Source organism: Paraburkholderia yinzeri, assembly GCF_046581065.1.
Lineage (GTDB): Bacteria > Pseudomonadota > Gammaproteobacteria > Burkholderiales > Burkholderiaceae > Paraburkholderia.
The window spans coordinates 1636548-1658215 of the sequence record NZ_JBFOCJ010000002.1 but is presented as its reverse complement, the minus strand read 5'-3'; the positions used below and the strand labels follow the sequence as shown (position 1 = coordinate 1658215).

20 protein-coding genes are annotated in these 21668 nt (G+C 65.7%); 11 read left to right on the top strand and 9 right to left on the bottom strand.

What is annotated here, in order from left to right:
* Positions 1-3: 3 nt before the first annotated feature.
* From frc to WJ542_RS24525, 4 genes are all read right to left on the bottom strand, one after another.
* Positions 4-1251 (bottom strand): formyl-CoA transferase, encoded by a 1248-nt coding sequence (frc, locus tag WJ542_RS24540; protein ID WP_411192068.1) that lies wholly within the window; start codon positions 1249-1251, stop codon positions 4-6.
* A gap of 378 nt (positions 1252-1629) precedes the next feature.
* On the bottom strand, positions 1630-2361 hold the full coding sequence (locus WJ542_RS24535; RefSeq protein WP_411192067.1) for a GntR family transcriptional regulator: 732 nt from the start codon (positions 2359-2361) through the stop codon (positions 1630-1632).
* Positions 2339-2554, bottom strand: coding sequence for a hypothetical protein (locus WJ542_RS24530; RefSeq protein ID WP_411192066.1), 216 nt, complete (start codon positions 2552-2554; stop codon positions 2339-2341). The genes WJ542_RS24535 and WJ542_RS24530 overlap by 23 nt, the downstream gene beginning before the upstream one ends.
* A gap of 246 nt (positions 2555-2800) precedes the next feature.
* Positions 2801-3964: a porin gene (locus tag WJ542_RS24525; RefSeq protein ID WP_411192065.1), complete on the bottom strand. Its 1164-nt coding sequence runs from the start codon at positions 3962-3964 to the stop codon at positions 2801-2803.
* Positions 3965-4228: 264 nt separating this feature from the next.
* On the opposite strand from WJ542_RS24525, the gene mprF reads away from it, so the two are divergent.
* Together mprF and WJ542_RS24515 are read left to right on the top strand one after the other, a co-directional pair.
* The gene (mprF, locus tag WJ542_RS24520; protein WP_411192064.1) at positions 4229-6838 is read left to right on the top strand and encodes a bifunctional lysylphosphatidylglycerol flippase/synthetase MprF; all 2610 of its coding nucleotides are present in this window, start codon (positions 4229-4231) and stop codon (positions 6836-6838) included.
* On the top strand, positions 6835-8214 hold the full coding sequence (locus tag WJ542_RS24515; RefSeq protein WP_411192063.1) for a virulence factor family protein: 1380 nt from the start codon (positions 6835-6837) through the stop codon (positions 8212-8214). Before mprF ends, WJ542_RS24515 begins: the two co-directional genes overlap by 4 nt.
* Positions 8215-8325: 111 nt before the next feature.
* Here WJ542_RS24515 and ahpF read toward each other — a convergent pair whose 3' ends face one another.
* From ahpF to WJ542_RS24500, 3 genes are all read right to left on the bottom strand, one after another.
* Entirely contained in the window at positions 8326-9927 is a 1602-nt protein-coding gene (gene ahpF, locus WJ542_RS24510; protein WP_411192062.1) for an alkyl hydroperoxide reductase subunit F, read from the bottom strand.
* Between the two features lie 130 nt (positions 9928-10057).
* Positions 10058-10621, bottom strand: coding sequence for an alkyl hydroperoxide reductase subunit C (gene ahpC / locus WJ542_RS24505; protein ID WP_027795001.1), 564 nt, complete (start codon positions 10619-10621; stop codon positions 10058-10060).
* 305 nt (positions 10622-10926) lie between these two features.
* A complete protein-coding gene (locus tag WJ542_RS24500) occupies positions 10927-11835 on the bottom strand; it encodes a LysR family transcriptional regulator (protein ID WP_411192061.1) in 909 nt (302 codons plus the stop codon).
* A gap of 111 nt (positions 11836-11946) precedes the next feature.
* Here WJ542_RS24500 and WJ542_RS24495 point away from each other — a divergent pair, with 111 nt between their 5' ends.
* The 5 genes from WJ542_RS24495 (at position 11947) to WJ542_RS24475 (ending at position 17296) form a co-directional block, all read left to right on the top strand.
* Positions 11947-12672: a pirin family protein gene (locus WJ542_RS24495; protein WP_411192060.1), complete on the top strand. Its 726-nt coding sequence runs from the start codon at positions 11947-11949 to the stop codon at positions 12670-12672.
* 118 nt (positions 12673-12790) lie between these two features.
* Positions 12791-13204 carry a DoxX family protein gene (locus tag WJ542_RS24490; RefSeq protein WP_411192059.1) on the top strand — a complete coding sequence of 138 codons (414 nt, stop codon included), beginning with the start codon at positions 12791-12793 and terminating at the stop codon, positions 13202-13204.
* Between the two features lie 208 nt (positions 13205-13412).
* Positions 13413-15074, top strand: a complete 1662-nt coding sequence (locus tag WJ542_RS24485; protein WP_411192058.1) for a SulP family inorganic anion transporter — start codon at positions 13413-13415, stop codon at positions 15072-15074.
* A 136-nt stretch (positions 15075-15210) separates the two neighbouring features.
* On the top strand, positions 15211-16569 hold the full coding sequence (locus WJ542_RS24480; RefSeq protein WP_411192057.1) for an aspartate aminotransferase family protein: 1359 nt from the start codon (positions 15211-15213) through the stop codon (positions 16567-16569).
* A gap of 13 nt (positions 16570-16582) precedes the next feature.
* Positions 16583-17296, top strand: a complete 714-nt coding sequence (locus WJ542_RS24475) for a GntR family transcriptional regulator (RefSeq protein ID WP_411192056.1) — start codon at positions 16583-16585, stop codon at positions 17294-17296.
* Positions 17297-17312: 16 nt separating this feature from the next.
* Here the strand turns inward: WJ542_RS24475 and WJ542_RS24470 are convergent, their stop codons facing one another.
* A complete protein-coding gene (locus WJ542_RS24470; protein ID WP_411192055.1) occupies positions 17313-18266 on the bottom strand; it encodes a hypothetical protein in 954 nt (317 codons plus the stop codon).
* A 62-nt stretch (positions 18267-18328) separates the two neighbouring features.
* On the opposite strand from WJ542_RS24470, the gene WJ542_RS24465 reads away from it, so the two are divergent.
* From WJ542_RS24465 to WJ542_RS24455, 3 genes are all read left to right on the top strand, one after another.
* The gene (locus WJ542_RS24465) at positions 18329-18886 is read left to right on the top strand and encodes an FUSC family protein (protein ID WP_411192054.1); all 558 of its coding nucleotides are present in this window, start codon (positions 18329-18331) and stop codon (positions 18884-18886) included.
* Between the two features lie 266 nt (positions 18887-19152).
* The gene (locus tag WJ542_RS24460) at positions 19153-19290 is read left to right on the top strand and encodes a hypothetical protein (protein WP_411192053.1); all 138 of its coding nucleotides are present in this window, start codon (positions 19153-19155) and stop codon (positions 19288-19290) included.
* A gap of 50 nt (positions 19291-19340) precedes the next feature.
* Positions 19341-19766 carry a rubredoxin gene (locus WJ542_RS24455; RefSeq protein ID WP_411192052.1) on the top strand — a complete coding sequence of 142 codons (426 nt, stop codon included), beginning with the start codon at positions 19341-19343 and terminating at the stop codon, positions 19764-19766.
* 45 nt (positions 19767-19811) lie between these two features.
* Here the strand turns inward: WJ542_RS24455 and WJ542_RS24450 are convergent, their stop codons facing one another.
* A complete protein-coding gene (locus WJ542_RS24450; RefSeq protein ID WP_411192051.1) occupies positions 19812-20651 on the bottom strand; it encodes a helix-turn-helix transcriptional regulator in 840 nt (279 codons plus the stop codon).
* Between the two features lie 156 nt (positions 20652-20807).
* Here WJ542_RS24450 and WJ542_RS24445 point away from each other — a divergent pair, with 156 nt between their 5' ends.
* Positions 20808-21632, top strand: coding sequence for a carbon-nitrogen hydrolase family protein (locus WJ542_RS24445; protein ID WP_411192050.1), 825 nt, complete (start codon positions 20808-20810; stop codon positions 21630-21632).
* Positions 21633-21668 lie beyond the last annotated feature (36 nt).

The window sequence follows — 21668 nt, the reverse complement described above, 5'->3', positions numbered from 1 at the left end:
TGTTCAAATGGCGCCCGCAACGCGCAGCGCCGTGATTTCGTCGTGCGAGTAGCCGAATTCGGCCAGGACTTCGTCCGTATGTTCGCCAAGCAGCGGCGAACGCAGCACTTCGGTGGGGCTGTCCGAGAGCTTGATCGGGTTGCCAACGGTGAGGTACTTGCCGCGCACCGGATGATCGACCTCGACGATCGTGCCGCTCGCGCGCAGCGAGGCGTCGGTGGCGATCTCCTTCATCGAAAGAATCGGGCCGCACGGAATGTCGTAGCGGTTGAGCACGGCCATCGTCTCGAACTTGCTGCGCTTCAGGGTCCAGCCCTCGATCTCGTCGAAGATCGCCTTCAGGCGCGGCAAACGCGCATTCGGCGTGGCGTAGTCCGGATCGTCGATCCATGCCTCGCGTCCGATCAGCTTGCAGATGCGCTCCCACACCGGCGCCTGCGCAATGAAATAGATATACGCGTTCGGGTCGGTCTCCCAGCCCCTGCACTTGAGGATCCAGCCCGGCTGCCCACCGCCCGAAGCGTTGCCCGCGCGCGGCACGGCTTCGCCGAACGCCGCGTTCGGATACTGCGGGTACTCCTTCATCACGCCTGTGCGCGCGAGCCGCTGCTGATCGCGCAGTTTTACGCGGCACAGGTTCAGCACGCCGTCCTGCATGGCGGCAAGCACCTTCTGGCCGCGTCCCGTATGCACGCGCTGATAAAGCGCCGTGACGATGCCGAGCGCGAGATGCAGGCCCGTGCCGCTGTCGCCGATCTGCGCGCCGCTGACGACCGGCGGGCCATCGTCGAAGCCCGTCGTGGAAGCCGCGCCGCCCACGCACTGCGCCACGTTCTCGTAGACCTTGCAGTCTTCGTAGGGACCGGGGCCAAAGCCCTTCACCGAGGCGACGATCATGCGCGGATTCAATGTCTGGATGCGCTCCCATGAAAAGCCCATGCGTTCGAGTGCGCCGGGCGCGAAGTTCTCGACGAGCACGTCGCAATCGCGGATCAAGCGCTCCAGTACGCCCTTGCCTTGCGGGTGTTTCGTATCGATCGTGACGGAGCGCTTGTTGCCGTTGAGCATCGTGAAGTAGAGACTGTCCGCGTCGGGAATGTCACGCAGTTGATCGCGCGTGATATCGCCGGCGCCCACGCGCTCCACCTTGATGACGTCGGCACCGAACCACGCGAGCAACTGCGTGCAGGTCGGACCCGACTGAACGTGCGTGAAATCGAGAATGCGCACGCCATCCAGTGCCTTGCCCATGTCATGCCTCCTTGTCGGTCGTGGCCGGGCGAGTCGTCGAAAATCGATAGGAACCGCTGTCGCAGGTCAGCGCCGGCCTCGAGGCCAGGTGTGATCGCGTCGATGATTAATACGGTATGTGATATATCAAATCATGGCAAGCGGGAGCCCCCTCTCGTCACGGTTGCCGGGAATACGCGGCAAGGCCTTATCCAGACTGGGTTCGGTGCGATTTCTCGCTGCCATGTTGCGACGCACACTCGGGAAAATCCTGGGCCGCCCCTCCCCGGAGCGCGAGCCGTAAACGCGGAACGGGAAACCCGCGGGTCTCCCGTTCCGCCATGCTGCCGGTCCGGCTGCTACCGGGCTGCCACCCGGCTGTTGCCCGTTACGCCCTCCTCAGTCGAGGAAATCGCAGTACTTTTCCACGTGCGCGGCAAGATCGAGCGAATGCTGGCGCACGAGCTTTTCGGCCCGTTCGGTGTCGCGCTTCTCCAGCGCCTCGATGATGCGCAGATGATCGACGATCGAACGCGACGCACGATCGCTCTGCGAGATCGTCAGGCGCCGGATGGCGCGCACGTGCACGAAGATGTTCTTGATGGTGTCGAGGATCACCTGCGACTTCGAAAGCTCGACAATCGCCTGGTGAAACGCGATGTTGGCGTCCGAATACTCGGCAATATGCTCGGCAGGCGTGCTGTCGCGAAAGTTGTCGAACATGTGGCGCAGTTTCGCGATTTCCTCGTCGCTGGCGTGGAGCGTGGCGAGACGCGCGGCCATGCTCTCCAGCGCGGCCCACATCTGGATCATCTCCACGATCTCGCGCTTGCTCTTGCGCACGATATAGATGCCGCGGCGCGGCACCATGCGCAGGAAACCCTCCTGTTCGAGCAGCGTCATCGCCTCGCGCACCGGCGTGCGGCTCACGCCCAGCGTTTCGCTAAGCACGCGCTCGTCGAGGCGGATTTCCTCGCGCGATTGATAGATGTCGGCGTCGGCGATGGCCTGGCGCAGCATGGCGTAGGCCTGGTCGCGCAAGCTCAGTGTCGCGCTGATCGGTTGCAGCGCCAGCTTGAGCGGCGCCGGGGAAGATCGAGTGATGGCTTCAGTTCGAAGTTCTGACGACATTCATTGCCTCTTTACGGACCTGCTGACGATACATCGGCGTGGCGGCCGGCGCCTCGCCCAGACCGACGAACCGGCCGTGATCCGCAGCCCGCTCGACGACCGATTTCGGCAGCCGCGCGGCAATCAGCCAGGTAGCGGCGGCGCCAAGGCCCAAGGCAGCCACGCCAACGAGCGCGAGAGACGCGTAATCCATGTGAAGCTCCACGAGATTGAGTCATGCAATGACTCAATCCTATGATGCACTGCGGCAAAAATAAATATTCCGTATGTGATATATCATACGCTGTCGCTTGCCCGCGACAAAGGCTTCGATGGATGTCCGCCTGGCGTCTCTTCCGGCCGGGTTCGTCCGATAAACAACCCATCCTGGAGGAAATCGCCCCCGGCGGCAAGGGGCCCGATGCCGGGCAGACGCCCGGCATCGGTGGCGGGAACCGCGTCAGAACTTGTGACGCAACCCCAGGTTGAACATCGTCTGCGTGCTCGTGCCCGGATAGCCGTACGAGCCGATCGACGCATCGGCCGGCGCCGCTCCGCCCGAGCCGTCGCCCGTTTCGCCGCTCGCGTGCTGCCAGGCGGCCGTCATGTAGAGGTCGGTACGTTTCGAAAGGCTGTAGTCGGCGCCGATCGACACCTGATGGTAGTTCGCCGAGGTGTCGCCGTTGGAGTGCGTATAGCTATAGCCAATGCCGAGCAGCAGAACCGGACTCAGGTGATAGTCCACGAAGCCCTGGCCGGTGTTGTACTTCTCGGTGTCGTGGAACACGGAGCTGGCATCCGGCGCGTACTGGGCGTTGCTGTAGCCGAGGCCCATCGTGAACCGGCCGATCTCGTACTGCGCGGCGGCGCGCGCGATCGCCAGCGAGTGCGCCGAGACATAGCCGGCGTTGATCGGCCCGTCGAAGGTGCCGTCCGAGGTGCCGGTCCAGCCGTCCGTGCGAATGCCCAGCGCGGCCTGGCTGTTGGCCGCGTAGAAGTAGCCGCCCGCGAACCCGACCGGCCCGTTGTTGTAGGCCACGGCCGCCGCCCAGGACTGTTCGGCGCCCGTTGCGCCGGCCACGCCGCCGAACGCATACATCGTTTCCGCCTGGAGTCCGTTGAAGGACGGCGTGGTGTACTTGACCGAGCTGTTCACGCGAAAACTGTTGTCGTAGTTGTCGACGTCGCCTGGCGTGGCGAAGGCCGAGCCGAAATAGTTGTCGGCCGTGATGCCCTGGACGAGGTCCACCAGCGGATCGTACTGGCGGCCGAGGGTGAGCGAGCCGTACTGCTCCGCAGTCAGCCCGACGAAGGCCTGGCGGCCGAACAGCCGGCCGTCCTGCTCGCTGCCGCCCGTAGACGGATTGAAGCCGCTTTCGAGCAGGAAGATCGCCTTCAGCCCGCCGCCGAGATCTTCGGCGCCCTTGAGGCCCCAGCGCGACCCGGAAAGATTGCCCGAACTGCTGTTGCCGAGCGACCACTGGTTCGCGTTGCCCTGGGCGTGATTGATATAGGTGAGGGAAGTATCGATGGCGCCGTACAACGTCACGCTGGTCTGTGCGTGGGCCACGCTGGCGGCGCCGACCAACGCCAGCGAAAGAGAAGTCAAGGCGATTCTTTTCACGTCGCTCTCCCTTCTGGCTTGTTGCTCCTCCAGTTACCTGAGACTACCTCTCCCGGGCGGCGAAGTAAAAAAATTAAAGGTGATGTCTCAAATTGTTAACAGCCGCGCGGCCACCGCCTGGCTGGGTCCGACCCCAACCGGTCCGATTTGACCGGCTGGGTCAACCACATCGCGCTCTGAAGCGTTTGCTGACTTTTACCAGTCCATTACCAGACGTTTACGCGGATGTTGAGCCGATGTCGACCTCGGGTGCCGGACCCTGCCATGCCTGACTCACGATCCTCGCGCGCGGCGCAGGCCACCGCCGCGTTGCGGCGTCGCTTCGCCGCCTTGCAACCTCAGCGCTTCGTCGCGCCCGCCCTCGCGCTCGGCATCTGCGCGCTCCTGCTCGTGGTGTTCCAGCACCTCTCGCAATCCGTCAATTACCGGTCGGTCGCGCATCAGCTCCAGCATCTGGCGCCGTCCGAATGGACCGGCGCGCTGGCGGCCACCGCCATCAGCTTCATCGCGCTCGTCGGACGCGACGCCGTCGGTCTGCGCTACCTCGGCGCCCGTGTCTCGCGCGGCGCACTCTGGGTCGGTGCGATCGCCGGCTCGGCGCTCGGCAACGTCACCGGCTTCGGCGCGCTCACGGGCGGCGCCGTGCGCTGCCGCGTCTATGGCGGTGCGGGCGTCACCGCAGCCCAGATCGGCCGCATGACCGTATTCACGAGCGTCACGCTCGCGTTCGCCCTCGCGTTGATGACGGCGCTCGGCATGGCAAGCAATGCCGGCACGCTCGCCGGCCTGCTGCACCTCGCGCCTGATACGCTGCGCGGGATCGGCGGCGCGCTGCTCGCGCTCGGCGCCGCGCTCATTGCCGCCTGCCCGGCGCAAGCGCGCGAGATCGAGCCGTTCGGCCGCGCCGCCCTGCGCTTTTCCGTTCCCGCGCGAGGCGATCTCGTCGCCCAGTTGCTGCTCGCCGCGCTCGACGTCGCGGGCGCCGGGCTCGCGCTCTGGTCGGTGATGCCGCACGCGCAGGTCGGCTTCGGCAGCTTTCTGACCGTCTACTGCGCGGCCATGCTGCTCGGGATGATCGGCCACACGCCGGGCGGCATCGGCGTGTTCGAGGCCGCGATGGTGTACGCGCTCGGCCCGGACGTGTCCACCTCGCCCGTGCTCGCCGCGCTGCTCGCCTACCGCGCGATCTACTTCGGCGCGCCGCTCGCCGCTTCGGCCGCGTTGCTCGCGGCCTTCGAAGGCCGCGCGCTCGCGAAGCCGCTCGGCACGACCCTCGCGCGCCGCGGCGCCGACGGTGTCTCGCAGCTCGCGCCGCTCTTTCTCGCGATCGTCACCTTCGTCACGGGCGGCATGCTCGTGATCTCGGGCGCGACCCCCGCCTTCGAGCACCGCATCGCCATGCTGCAGACCTTCCTGCCGCTCTGGGTGCTCGAAAGCTCGCAACTGCTCAGCAGCCTGTTCGGCGTGCTCCTGCTGTTCGTGGCGCGCGGCCTGCTGCGGCGTCTCGACGCCGCGTGGTGGCTAGCACTCCTGATCGCTTTCGCCAACCTCGCGCTTTCGCTGACCAAGGGCCTCGCGTTCGTCGAAGCCGGCGTGCTGGGCGTGCTCATCGTCCTGCTGTTCGCCACGCGCGGCCGCTTCAACCGACATTCGTCGCTGTTCGCCGAGCGCTTCACCCCGGGCTGGCTCGCCTCGGTGGCCTGCGTGATCGCGCTCGCCGTGTGGGTGCTCTTCTTCGCGTTCCGCGACGTGCAGTACTCGCATCACCTCTGGTGGCAGTTCGCCTTCGACGGACGCGCTCCGCGCGCGCTGCGCGCGACGCTCGGCGCAGTCGTGCTGGCAGCCACGCTCGCGTCGTGGCAATTGCTGCGGCCGGCGGCGGGCCGCTTCGTGAAGCCCGCGAGCGAGGACCTCGAAGAAGCCGGGCGCATCGTGCGCGCCCAGGAGCGCAGCGACGCGGGCCTCGCGCTGATGGGCGACAAGAGCTTTCTGTTCTCGGGCTCGCGCAACGCCTTCCTCATGTACGCGAAACACGGCCGCACGTGGGCCGCGCTGCACGACCCGGTCGGCCCGCGCGAGGAATGGCCCGCGCTGATCCGCACGTTCGTTTCGCTCGCGCACGCTCACGGCGGACGCGCCGCGTTCTACCAGGTGCGCGCCGACGCGCTGCCGCTCTATCTCGACGCGGGCCTCACCTTGATGAAGCTCGGCGAGGAAGCGCGCGTGATGTTGCAGGAGTTCGACCTCAAGGGCCCGCAGCGCGCGCATCTGCGCTATGCGCTCAAGCGCGGCGAGCGTGACGGCTTCTCGGTCGAGCCGATTGGCCGGGCACGGATGGCGGAGCACCTGCCGGCGCTGCGCGCCATCTCCGACGCCTGGCTCGACAGCCGCGACGCGCGCGAGAAGAGCTTCTCGGTAGCCGCGTTCGACGACGACTACCTGGCCGCGCAATCGGTGCTGCTCGTGCGCCAGCATGGCGAGCCCGTGGCGTTCGTCACGTTCATGACGACCGACCTCGCCACCGAAGCGACGGTCGGCGTGATGCGCCACCTGCCGGGCGCGTCGCCGTACGCGATGGAGTATCTGTTCACACAGCTCGCGCTTCAGCTCAAGGCCGCCGGCTATCACGCCCTGTCGCTCGGCATGGCGCCGCTTGCAGGCATGGGCCCGACACCGCTCGCTTCGCCATGGCACCGCCTCGCCGGACTGATCTGGCGTTTCGGCGGCAAGTTCTACAACTTCCGGGGGCTGCGCGGCTTCAAGAACAAATTCGCGCCGCACTGGGAACCGCGCTATCTGGCCGCTTCGGGCTCGATCAGCGTGTTCATCACCCTCGCCGATCTTTCCCTGCTGGCTGGAGGCTGGCGCTCATGACGAAACGCTTTTTCGAACGGCCGCGCCTTGCCGCGGCGGCCACGGCTTTGTTCGCGACGCTCGCGTGCGGCGCGGCGCATGCCACGCTCAATCCGGCTCCCGCGGCCGTGACCCACGTGCAGGGCGGCCGCTATGGCGAAGTCGCGGTGACGAGGCCTGCCGGTCCGATGCTCGGCTTCGCCGTGCTGTTCTCGGCGGGCGATCACTGGACCTCGGGCGACCAGACGCGCGCCGACGCGCTCGCCCAGCACGGCGCGATGGTGGTAGGCGTGGACACGGCGGACTATGCGCAGAATCTCGCGGCCCTCAAGACGGAGACCTGCCACAAGCTGTACAGCGACGCCGAAGCGCTGAGCCACCAGCTCGAACGCCGGCAGGCATCGACCCAGTATTTCGCGCCCATCGCGATCGGCAGCGGCGAAGGCGCGCTGATTGCGCAACACATGCTCTCGCAGGCGCCGGCCAACACGATGGCGGGCGCGGTATCGCTCGATCCCGCCGCGCGGCTCGACGCGCGCTTCGTCCCCTGCCCGGCCGATCCGACGCTTTCGCGCGGCAAGGGCTTGCCCGGCTTCTTCGAACAGGGCGTGACGTCAGCGGCAACGCGCACGACTCAGGTTGCGCATGCAACGAACGACGCAACAGCACCGCGCACGTTCGCCGCGAACGTCCCCGACGCGGACAAGCTCGTTGCGCTCGCCGCGCCGCATCTGCACGTGCAGGCCGAAAGCGAGGAGGATGTCTCCGACCTGCCGCTCGTGGAACTGCCTGCCGCGCATCCCACCGACATGCTCGCCATCGTGATCTCCGGCGACGGCGGCTGGCGCGATCTCGACAAGACGATCGCCGAAACACTGCAGAAAGACGGCATCGACGTGGTCGGCTGGGACGCGCTGCGCTACTTCTGGAGCGAGAAGTCGCCCGAGGAAACGAGCCGCGACCTGGCGCGCGTGATCCGGACGTACGAAGCGCGCTGGCATGCGAAGCACGTAGCGCTCGTGGGCTACTCGTTCGGCGCCGACGTCATGCCGTTCGCGTACAACCGGTTGCCGGACGCACTGCGTGCGAAGGTCTCGTACATGTCGCTGCTCGGCTTCGCGCCGGACGCCGATTTTCAGGTCCGCGTGACGGGCTGGCTCGGCATGCCCGCCAGCGACAAGGCGCTCGCCGTGCGGCCGGAACTCGCGAAGGTGCCGCCGGCCATCGTGCAGTGCGTCTACGGCGCCGACGAGAAGGACACGCTGTGCCCGGCGCTCGCGAATACCGGCATGGACATCGTGAAGACGAACGGCAGCCACCACTTCGACGGCAATTACGGCGCGCTCGCGGCAAAGATTATTGAGGGGTGGGAGAAGGAGATTGCGGTGCGGGGGTGAGGGGATGGCCAGATACCGCACGCCCCGCGATCCATCCACGAAGTCCAGACCCCCCAAAAAAGACGCCGGCAAAGCCGGCGCGTCAAAGAGAGACTATTTTCCCGCCAAGGCTCAAGCCTCCACGGCGGCAACCTTCGCATCCTCTTCCTGGTCCGCCGACGAGCGGATCAGGTATTCGAACGCACCGAGCGAAGCCTTCGCACCTTCGCCCACGGCGATCACGATCTGCTTGAACGGTACTGTGGTCACGTCGCCGGCGGCAAACACACCCGGCACCGACGTTTGTCCCTTCGCGTCCACTTCGATCTCGCCGTGCTTCGAGAGCGCCACCGTCCCCTTGAGGAATTCGGTGTTCGGCACGAGGCCAATCTGCACGAACACGCCTTCGAGTTCGAGATGACGCTTCTCGCCGCTCGTGCGTTCGAGATACGCGAGGCCCGTAACCTTCTGGCCGTCGCCCGAAATTTCCGTGGTCTGCGCGTTCACGTGCACCGCGACATTCGGCAGGCTGCGCAGCTTGCGCTGCAGGACTTCGTCCGCACGCAGTTGCGTGCCGAACTCGAGCAGCGTCACATGGCTCACGATGCCCGCGAGGTCGATGGCCGCTTCCACACCCGAATTGCCGCCGCCAATCACGGCCACGCGCTTGCCCTTGAAGAGCGGACCGTCGCAGTGCGGGCAGTACGCCACGCCCTTGTTGCGGTATTCCTGCTCGCCCGGCACGTCCACGTTGCGCCAGCGCGCACCCGTGGCGAGCACCACGCTCTTCGCGCGCAGCGTCGCGCCGCTCGCGGTGCGGATCTCGATCGACTTGTCGCCCGGCACGAGCGCCTCGGCGCGCTGCAGGTTCATGATGTCGACGTCGTAGGCACGCACGTGCTGCTCCAGCGCCGCCGCGAACTTCGGCCCTTCCGTTTCCTTCACCGAGACGAAGTTCTCGATCGCCATCGTGTCGAGCACCTGGCCACCGAAGCGTTCGGCGAGCACGCCGGTGCGAATGCCCTTGCGCGCCGCGTAGATCGCGGCCGCCGCGCCGGCGGGGCCGCCGCCGACGATGAGCATGTCGAACATATCCTTCTGGCTCAGCTTTTCGGCAGCACGCGCCGAGGCGCCGGTATCGAGCTTCGCGAGAATTTCCTCGACGCCCATGCGACCCTGGCCGAACACTTCGCCGTTCAGGTAAATGGTCGGCACGGCCATGATCTGGCGCTTCTCGACCTCGTCCTGGAACAGCGCGCCGTCGATCGTGACGATCTTCACGTTCGGGTTCAGCGCGGCCATCGCATTGATCGACTGCACGACTTCCGGGCAGTTCTGGCACGTGAGCGACATATAGACTTCGAACGAGAACGCGCCGTCGAGCGCCTTCACCTGTTCGATCGTTTCGTTTTCGAGCTTGACCGGATGGCCGCCCACCTGCAGCAGCGCGAGAACGAGCGACGTGAATTCATGGCCCATCGGAATGCCCGCGAACGTGACCGACACGTCCGAGTTCGCGCGCTTCAGTTCGAACGAAGGGGTACGCGCGTCGCCGGCTGCGGCGCCACGGCGTTCTTCGTAGCGGATGCGATCCGAGAGCGAGGCGATATCCTGCAGGAGCCCCTGCAGTTCCTGCGACTTCTCGCCGTCGTCCAGGTACGCAACGATCTCGATCGACTGCGTGATCTTTTCCAGGTAGCTTTTCAGTTGAGTCTTGAGATTGGCGTCGAGCATGGCTTTTCTTTCCGGCTAGAAGTGAAGCAGAGGGGAATGCCGTTCAGGCGTCCGGGCCGCAGCCGCAAGGGCGCGGCCCGGATTACAGCAGCGTCATGCGATCAAGGCGATCGCATTGCGAATGCGACGCTTAGATCTTGCCGACGAGGTCGAGCGACGGCTTCAGCGTTTCAGCGCCCGGCGTCCACTTGGCGGGGCACACTTCGCCCGGGTGAGCGGCGACGTACTGGGCGGCTTGCACCTTGCGCAGCAGTTCCTTGGCGTCGCGGCCAATGCCGTTGTCGTGGATTTCGCACAGCTTGATCTCGCCTTGCGGGTTGATCACGAACGTGCCGCGCAGCGCGAGGCCTTCTTCTTCGATCATCACGTCGAAGTTGCGCGTGATCGCGCCGGTCGGGTCGCCGACGAGCGGGTACTGGATCTTGGCGATCGTTTCCGACGTGTCGTGCCAGGCCTTGTGCGTGAAGTGCGTGTCGGTCGAGACGCCGTAGACTTCGACGCCGAGCTTCTGGAATTCTGCGTACTGGTCAGCCAGGTCGCCCAGCTCCGTCGGGCACACGAACGTGAAGTCAGCCGGGTAGAACACGACAACCGACCACTTGCCGAGGAAGTTCTCTTCCGAAACCGGAACGAACTTGCCGTTGTGATAAGCGGTGGCCTTGAACGGCTTGACTTGCGTGTTGATGAGAGACATGCGTTGTTTCCTCGCTGGGTTGGAAAAGGTATGGACGAAATTTACGGGAATCGCGTCCGTTTGAAAAATTGGTTGCTTTGATCGCGGGTATTGTCTGTTCCTATCGGCCTCCATAGAGACCGCCGAAAGCCCCGCCCGCGCCCGCTCTCACCCGTTCGAGCCGACCCGGCGCAACCACCGGGGGCGTCGAGCATACAACGAAACTGCGACATTGCGCCTCAGTCGCCGCGCCCCCTTGCCGTCGTCAATCGAACAGATGCGGACGCAACGGCCATTTGGCAAGAGCGGGCGCACCTCGGCTCGCATCAAAGCGCCCCGCCGCGCGCGGTTGCCGCACGGGCCGCCAGACGCGTTCGCAGAAATTGCGTAAACGCCCGGATCGTCACAGAACCTTCGCGATGCTGGGGATAAACCGCATGCAGCGCGCCCGGCGGCGGCATGAACGGCGCGAGCACTTCGACCAGAAGCCCCGCATCCACCGATCCCGCTACGATGAAATCGGGCAAATAAGCGATGCCGAGCCCCGCGATAGCCGCATCGCGGATCACCTCGCCGTTGTTCGCGCGCAGCGGGCCCTGCACTTCGAACGGTGTGCGCGCACCGTCCACGACGAAGCTCCACGCCGCCCGGCCTTCCTGTCCATAGGGCAAGCAGGCGTGGTGCGCGAGATCGGCCGGCGTGGCCGGTTCGCGGCGGCGGCGCCGGTAGCCGGGGCTGCAGCACGCGATCATGCGCACGTCGATAAGCTTTTGCGCAACGAGCGTCGAATCCTGCAACTGCCCGATGCGCAAAGCCATGTCGAAGCCCTCGCCGACCACGTCGACGGTGCGGTCGCTCAGGTCCATGTCGAAGCGCACGTCCGGATGCTCGCGCAGAAACTCGGCAACGAGCGGCGAGAGGTGCGCCATGCCGAACGACATCGGCGCGCTCACCCGCAAGAGGCCGCGCGGCTCGGTGCGGCGCGCGGACATGGCTGTTTCCGCTTCGCCGACCTCCGCGAGAATGCGCTTCGCCCGCTCGTAGAAATCCTGCCCGAGATCCGTGACAGCCAGATTGCGCGTGTTGCGCACGAGGAGCCGCACGGAAAGACTCGCCTCCAGCGCGGCCACGCGGCGGCTCACGAACTGCTTCGAAAGCCGCAGGCGGTTGGCCGCCGCCGTGAAATTGCCCGCCTCCACGGTCGCCACGAAGATCCGCATGTCGTCGAGTTGCATTGCCATTGTCCACTTAAACGTGACAGTCATTCCAATTTTCAGTCAATTATAATCAACTGGATTGACCTAAACTGACGTTCATCCCATCGGACAACATCAATGGAGGTCGAAATGATTGAACTGCGCAATGCCGACCAACGCGGCCGCGGCGAGCATGGCTGGCTTAGCTCACGCCATACGTTCTCGTTTGCGAATTACTACGATCCGCAGCAGATCGGCTTCTCCGACCTGCTCGTGATCAACGACGACCGCGTTGCGCCGGCGCGCGGCTTCGGCAAGCATCCGCACCGCGATATGGAAATTTTCTCGTACGTGCTGGAAGGCGCACTGGAGCATAAGGACTCGATGGGCACGGGCTCGGTGATCGTCCCCGGCGACGTGCAGTTGATGAGCGCCGGCACGGGCGTCGCGCACAGCGAGTTCAACCACTCGGCCAGCGACCCGGTGCATTTCCTGCAGATCTGGATCGCGCCGAACGTGAAGGGCGCACAGCCGCGCTATCAGCAGAAGAACATCGCCGATACGGAAAAGCGCGGCAAGCTGCGCCTCATCCTCTCGCCGGACGGCGCCGACGATTCGCTGCTGCTGCGCCAGGACGCGCGCGTCTACGCCGGCCGCTTCGACGGCGCGGAAACGGCGAAGCTCGAACTCGACGCCGACCGCTACGCTTATGTGCACGTGGCCCGCGGTAGCGTAAGCGTGAACGGCGTAGCGCTGGGCGAAGGTGACGGCGCGCGCATCCGCAACGAACGCGAGCTGACGTTCAGCGACGGCCAGGACACCGAAGTGCTGGTCTTCGACCTGCGCAACAACGAAGTCTCCGAACTCTGGTCCTGATGTTGATCGTCGCGCACCAGATCGCGTAGGCTTGGAGGGGGCCCGGCGGGCCCCTCTCCCGGCAGACGCTGCAACCCACAGAAACAATTCGAACTGCAACCTCCTTCGGAGATTCAACATGCGATACAACCTGTTCGGCCAGAGCAACGACCTCGTCCTGCTCGTCTCGCGCCTCTTCCTCGCCACGCTGTTCGTGCTGTTCGGCTGGGCCAAGATCACGGGCTTTTCGGGCACCGTCGGCTATATGGAGCACGTGGGCGCGCCCGCGCCGATGCTCTCGGCGATCATCGCCGTTGTCATGGAGCTGGTGGTAGGTGTCCTGATCTTTGTCGGCTTCTATACGCGTCCCCTCGCGGTGCTGCTCGCGATCTACACCATTGCCACCGGGTTCGTCGGCCATCACTTCTGGACCGAGACCGGCATGGAGCAGATGGAAAACATGATCAACTTCTACAAGAACGTCAGCATCGCGGGCGGCCTGCTGGCGCTCGCCGTGACCGGCCCGGGACGGTTCTCGATCGACAGGAAGTAAGCAGCGCGCGAGCCTCACGGCTCGCCGTGCGGGAAGGCGCGAGGCCGTTCGTCCGGCGTCGCGCCTTTTTTTTCGTTGCACCGCATCATGCGGCCGGCCGCTGTTGCATCCCACGCTCCGGCGTCTGCGCTACCATCCTCGACACCCTCGTCGACACCCTCGTCGGCACCCGCGGGCACACGACCAACAACAAGGATGAGAGGCAGACATGTCCACGACCCCACAGGGCGCCACGCCCTTCCTGCAGCGCCATCTCAAGGATCTTCTCGCCGGCTGCGCCATCGCCGGGCTGCTGCTGCCCGAGGCCGTCGCCTACGCGAACATCGGCAACGTGCCGGCGCAGGCGGGGATCGTCGCGCTGCTCGCGGGGCTCGTCATCTATGGCCTGATCGGCAAGAGCCGCTTTGCGGTCGTTTCGTCCACGTCTTCATCGGCCGCCGTGCTTGCCGCCGTCACGCTCGCCGAGTCCGGCGGCGACGCCGCCTCGCGGCTCCTGATCGGGGCAGGCATCGTCATCCTGACCGGCGCGTTCTTTCTCGCCGCCAGCCTCGCACGGCTCGGCAACATGTCCGACTTCATCGCGAAGTCGGTCCTGCGCGGCTTTACGTTCGGCCTCGCCATCACCATCGTCCTCAAGCAGGTCGGCCTCGCGCTGCATGTGAGCCCCGCGCACTCCGACGCGCCGCGCTATTTCCTGGGTCTCCTGAAAGCGTCGCATCAATGGAATCTCTACGGCGGCGCGCTCGCCCTCGTGGCGCTCGCCCTCCTCTATGCGCTGCGCCGCTGGCCTCGCGTGCCCGCCACGCTCGTCGTCATCGTGCTCGCCGTCGCGCTGGGCTACGCCGTCGATCTGCCGCACTACGGCGTCGCCCAGGTGGGCCGCATCGACTTCGACCGCGTCGGCTTCCGCCTGCCCGATCTCGTACGCAACCAATGGCTGCGCTCCGGCGAACTGGCCGTCGCCATGATGCTGATCGTCTACGCCGAATCGTATGGCTCGATTCGCGGCTTCGCGCTCAAGCACGGCGACCCGTTCGTGCCCAACCGCGACCTCGCCGCGCTCGGCGCGAGCAATCTCGTCTCCGGACTGTTCGGCGGCATGCCGGTGGGAGCGGGCTATTCGGCCACTTCGGCCAACGAGGCAGCCGGCGCGCAAACACGCGTGGCCGCGTGGTGCGCCGCCGCCGTCATCGCGCTGATGGTCGCCCTGCTGCTGCCGCAGATCGCGCTCATTCCCGAGCCCGTGCTCGCGGCCATCGTGATCCACGCGGTAAGCCACACCATCGATCCGCGCGTGTTCGCCCCGTACGTCAAATGGCGCCGCGACATCTATCTCGCGTTCGGCGCGTGCCTCGCGGTGCTCATTCTCGGCGTGCTGGACGGGCTGTTGCTTTCCATCGTCGTGAGCCTGCTCTGGACCCTGCGCAATTTCTCGGAGCCCAAGGTCAGCGTGCTTGGCCGTCTTGGCGACACGCACGACTTCGTCGACACGAGCATCCACCACGACGCCCAGCCGGTGCCGGGCATCCTGATCGTGCGTCCCGAAGCGCCGCTCTTCTTCGCCAACGTCGAACGCGTGCTGACCAGTCTGCGCATGCTGGGCGCGGTGGGAGGCGGGGAACTGCACACCACGATCATGAGCCTCGAGGAATCCGCCGATATCGACGGCTCGACGATCGAAGGCCTGCATACCTACGCCGCCGAACTCGCGCGCGACGGCCGCCGGCTGGTGCTCGCGCGCCTCAAGCCGAAGGTGTTGCGCGTGCTGACGCGCGCGGCGGACGAAACGTTGCCGCTCGAAGCCCTGAACGAACTGAGCGTGGACGTTTGCGTGCGCTCTCTGCTGGAAACAAGAGAGACGGGAGGCTAATCCCCGGTCCCGCTCTCCCGCTTTCCTGAAATTTGATCAAATTTACATCGCGGCCCCTCCCATGCGATGATTTGATCAAATCTTGCGGTGCCCATCCTCTTCGAGGAGGCAAACCGCTACACACAGGAGACACTCCATGCCCGACCGTCAAGGCGTGAACTGGGACCGCGTGCAGCGCGTCCTCGCACGCGAACGCGAAGCGTTCATCGCCGCCCGCCCGAAGTCGCAAGCGCTTTCCGCACGCGCCGCGCAACATCTGCTGTTCGGCGTGCCGCTGCACTGGATGAACGACTGGTCCACGCCCTTCTCGCTCTACGTCGAAGCCGCGCGCGGCGCCACCTTCACCGACGCGGACGGCCACCATTACGCCGACTTCTGCCTCGGCGACACGGGCGCGATGTTCGGCCACGCGCCCGAAGCCGTCTCCCGCGCGCTCGCCGCGCAGGCGCAGCGCGGCTTCACGACCATGCTGCCGGGCGAGGACGCCGTCGTGGTGGCCGAGGCGCTCGCCGAGCGTTTCGGCCTACCGTACTGGCAGTTCGCGATGACCGCCAGCGACGCGAACCGCTTCGCGCTGCGCTGGGCGCGCGCCGCCACGGGCCGCAAGCAGATCGTGGTGTTCAACGGCTGCTATCACGGCACGGTGGACGACGTGTTCGTCGATCTCGTCGACGGCGTGCCGACGCAGCGCGCGAGCCTGCTCGGCCAGGTGCACGACCTGCTGCCTTATACGCGCGTGGTGGAGTTCAACGACCTCGTTGCGTTAGCGCATGCGCTGGCCGACGGCGAGGTCGCCTGCGTGCTGGCCGAGCCCGCGATGACGAACGTCGGCATGGTGCTGCCCGAGCCCGGCTTCTGGCGCGAAGCCCAGGCGCTGATGCGCCGCCACGGCACGCTGCTCGCCATCGACGAGACGCATACGATCTCCAGCGGCCCGCGCGGCTACGCGCGCGAGCACGGCATCGAGCCCGATCTCTTCGTGCTCGGCAAGCCCGTGGGCGGCGGCGTGCCGTGCGCCGTATACGGCTTTTCCGCAGCATTCGCGGCGCGCGCGCAGCAGGCGAAGTTCGATGCCCCGCCGGGCCATTCCGGCATCGGCACGACGCTCACGGCGAACATGCTTTCGATGAGCGCCATGCGCGCAACCCTCACCGAAGTGATGACCGATGCCGCCTACGAACACATGTTCGCACTCGCGCAGCGGCTTGCGGACGGCCTGAGCGATACGATCGCGCGCCACGGGCTGCCGTGGTGCGTGACGCGCGTGGGCGCGCGCACCGAGTTCCAGTTCTGCAAGACACCACCGCGCAACGGCACCGAGGCGCGCGCCGCGATGGACGACGAACTCGAACACATCGTGCATCTGTACCTGCTGAACCGCGGCGTGCTGATCACGCCGTTCCACAACATGATGCTCGTGTGCTCCGACACGACGGCGGCCGACGTCGACCGGCTGCTCGAAGCGTTCGATGCGTGTTTAGCAGAGCTGAAGTAGGCGGAACCCGGCGATGAAAACCCGCGCGCATCAGTCGTTGCAGGACGAAACCTACGCCACGCTGCGCCGCTGGCTCAGCCTTGGCCGCTTCGTGCCTGGCGAGCGCCTGCGCATTCACGCGCTTGCGGAGCAGCTAGGCGTGGGCGTGATGCCGGTGCGCGCGGCGCTCGTGCGGCTCGCCGCCGAATCGGCGCTCGTGAATCTGCCCAACCGCGGCGTGCTTGTGCCGCAACTCACGCGCGCCCAGTTCGACGACGTGCTGAACGTGCGCGTGATGCTGGAGGGCGAGGCGGCGCGCCTCGCCACGCCGCGCCTTACGTCCGAAGAGATCGGGCAACTGGACGCGCTTTGCTCGCAGATGGCCGAGGTGCTCGCGCGGGGCGTGCCGACACGCTATCTGGACGCCAACGAAGCGTTCCATCTCGTGCTGTACCGTGCGAGCGGATCGCCGCTGCTGGTCGAACTGATCGAGACCGTGTGGCTGCAGGTGGGGCCGATCTCGAACCTGCTGTTCGACGACGCGGCATTTTCAGCAACGCTCAACGACGCTCACGACGGTTTGATGCGGCGGTTGAAGCGCCGCGACGCCGAAGGCGTGCGGCGCGCGATCGAGCGCGATTTGCGGCATGCGGCACGGAAGCTGCGAGGGCACTGTCTGCCCGATGTTGCTCAGGAAACCTCTGGCGAGGCGCAACCAGCCGGCACCGTTAGCGCAACTCCACGCTGAACCGGATGCTTCTCTATCAAATCGGCTTTTCGACGGGGGGCTGGCCGCCAGGCAGATTTGCCGCCTGACCATCCTTGTCGAATGCGCTGTAAGTCCATTCCAGTTTGAGCACCGAGGTCGCGGTCGAGCGAGGCAGACCAACTCCGTATTCGGTCAAATAGGTTCGACGCAGCCTGCTCTGGACGATGCCATCTTTTGTTGACTCGCAGTCCAGATCAATGGCTTTACCGGTCAACGCAGAGTTGAATTGCGAGGCCGGATAGTAGTGGCTCGCATGACAAGTCCACACGAGAGTCTGGAAGTTGACGATCTGAACCGTCGTGCCGAGCTTGAACGCCGTCGTGTAGGTCTCGTTCTCTTGCGGCGCTTTGAAAGCAAACTGATTGTTGTCGACGTCGTGCGTCACAAACGGGATGAACGCGACCTGCTGCGAGTACATCGCCGTTTCTTCTTTCAGGCTGTAAATATTGAGGTAGGAGAGGCTAAACGTTACGCCGGCGGGCACACCGTTCGCCGACGTTTCGTATACCTGTTGAACCATGCCGGTATTTTGAGCGTTGATCAGCACGCTCTTGAAGTCGTTCTGAATCGCCGCATTGCCGACATGACCTGACACCGTACCCAACACCGTCAAAATCTTGAACGGTAGTTCGTGCTTGCCTGCCGCAGGCAGTCTGTCTCGAACGCTCGTGGGCAAGGAGTCGATGCCAAAATGTGCCGCGAGATATCCGGGCTGGTCATTCGCAATGTCTTTGACCGACACGAACTGGGCGCATCCGGACAATAGCGCAACCGATATGAGCGAAGCGCCGATAAGCAGACGGTTATTTTTGTATCTCATTTTTCTTGGATTCTCTGTCAACATTCGAGGCACAGCCGGCCTCTCATCTACGGGGAGCAGCTTGACTCGCTTATCGGCACGGGCAATGGATTCTTTAGTCAGAAGCCTGCGCGCAAGGCCGTCCACCAAGTCTTGCTATCCTTCCCTCACCCCAAGCCGCCCCGCGGCCCTACTTCCACCCGCCAAGCTAGATGCCCGATTCGCAAGACAACCTTTTCGCCTACCTGACATCGCTGCAGCAATCCGCGCTGGGCGCGCTCAAGAGCCTGCCGCTCAAGAGCCGCGCCGCGCAGGGCTTGCTGATGGCGCTACGCGCCGTGTGCGGCGCGGGCCTTGCCTACAGCATCGGCCGCGCCCTGCACACCGAGCAGGCCTTCTGGGCCGCCATCACCGCCATCGCCGTCACGCAGCACGACTACGCGGACACGCTCAGCCAGTCGCGCGACCAGTTCATCGGCGCGCTGGCCGGCGGAGTCTGCGGTTTCGCGGCGGCCACGCTCGGCACGGAGAACATCGCGGTCTATCTCGCGGCGGTGGCCGTGGTGATCGTCGTGTGCTGGTGCCTGAAAGTCAGCACGGCCGCGCGGCTCGCCGGGATCACGACCACCGTCGTGCTGCTCGTGCCCACGCACGGCCCGGTCTGGACCGTCGCGCTGTTCCGCTGCGCCGAGGTCACCCTCGGCATGCTGTGCGCGCTGCCGGTGTGCTGGCTGTTCTCCTACGTCGAACGCAAATGGCTGCACGCCTAGGCGGCCGCCGATACTCGCGATACTCACCATCGGGAAATAATTCATCTCCCCCCGCGCACGAATCGGCCCCCGTTTAGCGGCGATAATCGGGGGGCGCCGTGCAACGGCTCGCCAACCGCTACGCAGGGGCCACCCCATGCGACCGCGCGGCGCAGCCCGCGCCAAAGCGCCCCCGCAGATGCGATTTCGTGCGACACTCTCGCGCCGCGCGTCGCTCCGGGCGCGCCGAAACGCCAACACACGCTCACTGCACGGCCACACGCACCATGAACACGACTTCCCGTAATCCTGCCCCCGCCAACCTGCCCGCCTCGTCGAACAAGTCGATCACGCTGCTCCAGATGCTCGCGCTGATCGCCGCGAGCGGGCTCGCGGTGTCGCTCGCGGCCCGGTACTTCCTCTGAAGCCGGCCGGGGCGCGGGCAGTCCGCTCTCCCGCTCTCGGTTAGATACGCATGTACAAGAAAGGCGTCGCCCTCGAAATCCAGTTCTCCCCCGAACGCCTGAATGACGGCGCAGGCGATCCCTACTGGATCGACCTTACCGCCGACGAAGCCGCGAAGCTCCTCGAAACGTTGCAAACGCAACTAGCCGCGCGCGAAGGCGGCACCTCGGCGCCGCTCGTCGTGGCGCTCGATACGCCGCCGCGTGCCGAAGCCCCCATCGCCGCGCAAGCGCCAGCGAGCGCCGCGACGGCAGCTGCTTCGGATAACGGTTTCAAGCAATGGGTCTGCGTGATCTGCGGCTGGGTATACGACGAAGCGGCAGGCGCCCCCGACGACGGCCTCGCGCCCGGCACGCGCTGGGCCGACGTACCCGACGGGTGGCGCTGCCCGCTCTGCGACGTGGGCAAGGAAGATTTCGCGCTCGTCGAATTCTGAGCGCCAGATGAGCATCCAGCGCCGTCGCGCCGGGTGCGCCGGCGCTCAACCGCCCTCGCTCACCCCCGTCTCGTAGAACAGCGCGAACAGCTCCGACTGCGAACTCACGCCGAGCTTCGCGTAGATGTGTTTCTTGTGCGCACGCACGGTTTCGAACGAGATCTCCAGACGCTCGGCAATCGCGCGCGTGGAGAAGCCGCTGAGGCTCAGGCGCACCACTTCGATTTCACGCGCCGTGAGCGGCACGCGGCCGCTTTGCTGGGCTACGGCCTCGAAGCGGCGCGCGTCGTCGCGTTCGCGGCCCGGCGCCACGAGTGCGGCCGCCTCGTCCGGCACGGCCTCGGAACCGCCCTGCCCAAAATGCTCGTACGGCGCGCGCTGGCGCATGAGCGCCACGATCCACGGCGCGAACAACGCGAACTGCGCAATCTCGCGCTCGGCGTAATGGTGCTTCGCCCCGATTGAGAAGATCAGCGTGCGCTGCGCGTCGAGCGGCAGGTTGAACTGCACTTCGTCGCCGATGATGTTGCTCTTGAAGTAGCGCTGATAGTAGTCCGTCATGCGGAAGTTGTCGGGCGCGACTTCGGCAAGCGTGACGAGGCCCGTGCGCGCCCTTTCGCACGCCGCGATCCAGAACGGGTCGAGCTGGTACATCCCCTCCAGGTAGGCGCGAAACAGCAGATCCACGGTGCCGTCCGGCATCGGCGACTCGGCGCAGACGAAGGGCGCGCGGTCCCGCATGAAGACGAGCGAGACCCAGTTGTCGAAGGCCACGTAGCGCTCGATCACGCGCGTCATGCGCGTCCAGAAATCGGGGCTGTCGAGGGCGTCGATCAGGGTCGCGATGTGATGATGGAACGCGCGGTCCTGCCAGTCGTGTTCCATGAGTCCTCCGATCAGGGTACCCCGGTTGGGGAATTTCTGGACAAAAATAACGTGGTGATAATAGCCGCTCAGACGCCCAGGCGCCCGGGTTATCGGACCGTTACCGGTCACGGTCGCTCGCAGGCCCGCAGAAACAGGCATTACCGGAGACAGCCGATGCAACTCGAACTCGCCCAGATTCCGCTCCAGGATGGCGTGGTCGCACCCAACCTCGCCCGCGTCATCGAGACCATCGGCAAGCGCCGCGAAGGCACCGACCTCATCGTCTTTCCCGAAGCCACGCTCACGGGCTTTCCCACGCGCGACACCGTGCGCGATGTGGCCGAGGCCATCGGAGGCCCGTCGCTCACCGCCGTGCGCGATGCCGCGCGCGCCGCGAAGGTGGCGGTGGCAGTGGGCCTTGCCGAGCGCGAAGGCGACCGCTTCTACAACACGACAGTCCTGATCGACGAGCGCGGCGAACTCGCGCTGCGCTACCGCAAGACCCATCTGTGGGCCACCGACGTCGGCGTATTCACGCCGGGCGACCGCTTCGAGGTCTGCGAATTCAAGGGCATAACCGTCGGCCTGCTGATCTGCTACGACATCGAGTTTCCCGAAGGCGCGCGCGCGCTCGGCCATCTCGGCGCCGAGATGCTGATCGTCACCAACGGCAACATGGATCCGTACGGTCCCGTGCATCGCCGCGCGATCGTCACGCGCGCGATGGAGAACCAGGTATTCGCGGCACTCGTGAACCGCATCGGCGACGGCGACGACAACCTCACGTTCCCCGGCGAATCGGCGCTCGTGAGCCCGTTCGGCGACGTGCTCGCGGAACTGAAGAACGAAGACGCCGTGCTCGCCGTGACGGCGGACCGCGCGCTGCTCACGCAAAGCCGCGAACACTACAGCTATCTGCACGATGCGCGCATCGCGCTGAATCTCGCGGATGAGAACGACGCGCAAGGACGTCGCTCGCTGAAGATCCGCGCACGCTGACCCGAATCGACCGGCGGCGTGCGACGCGCGCCGACC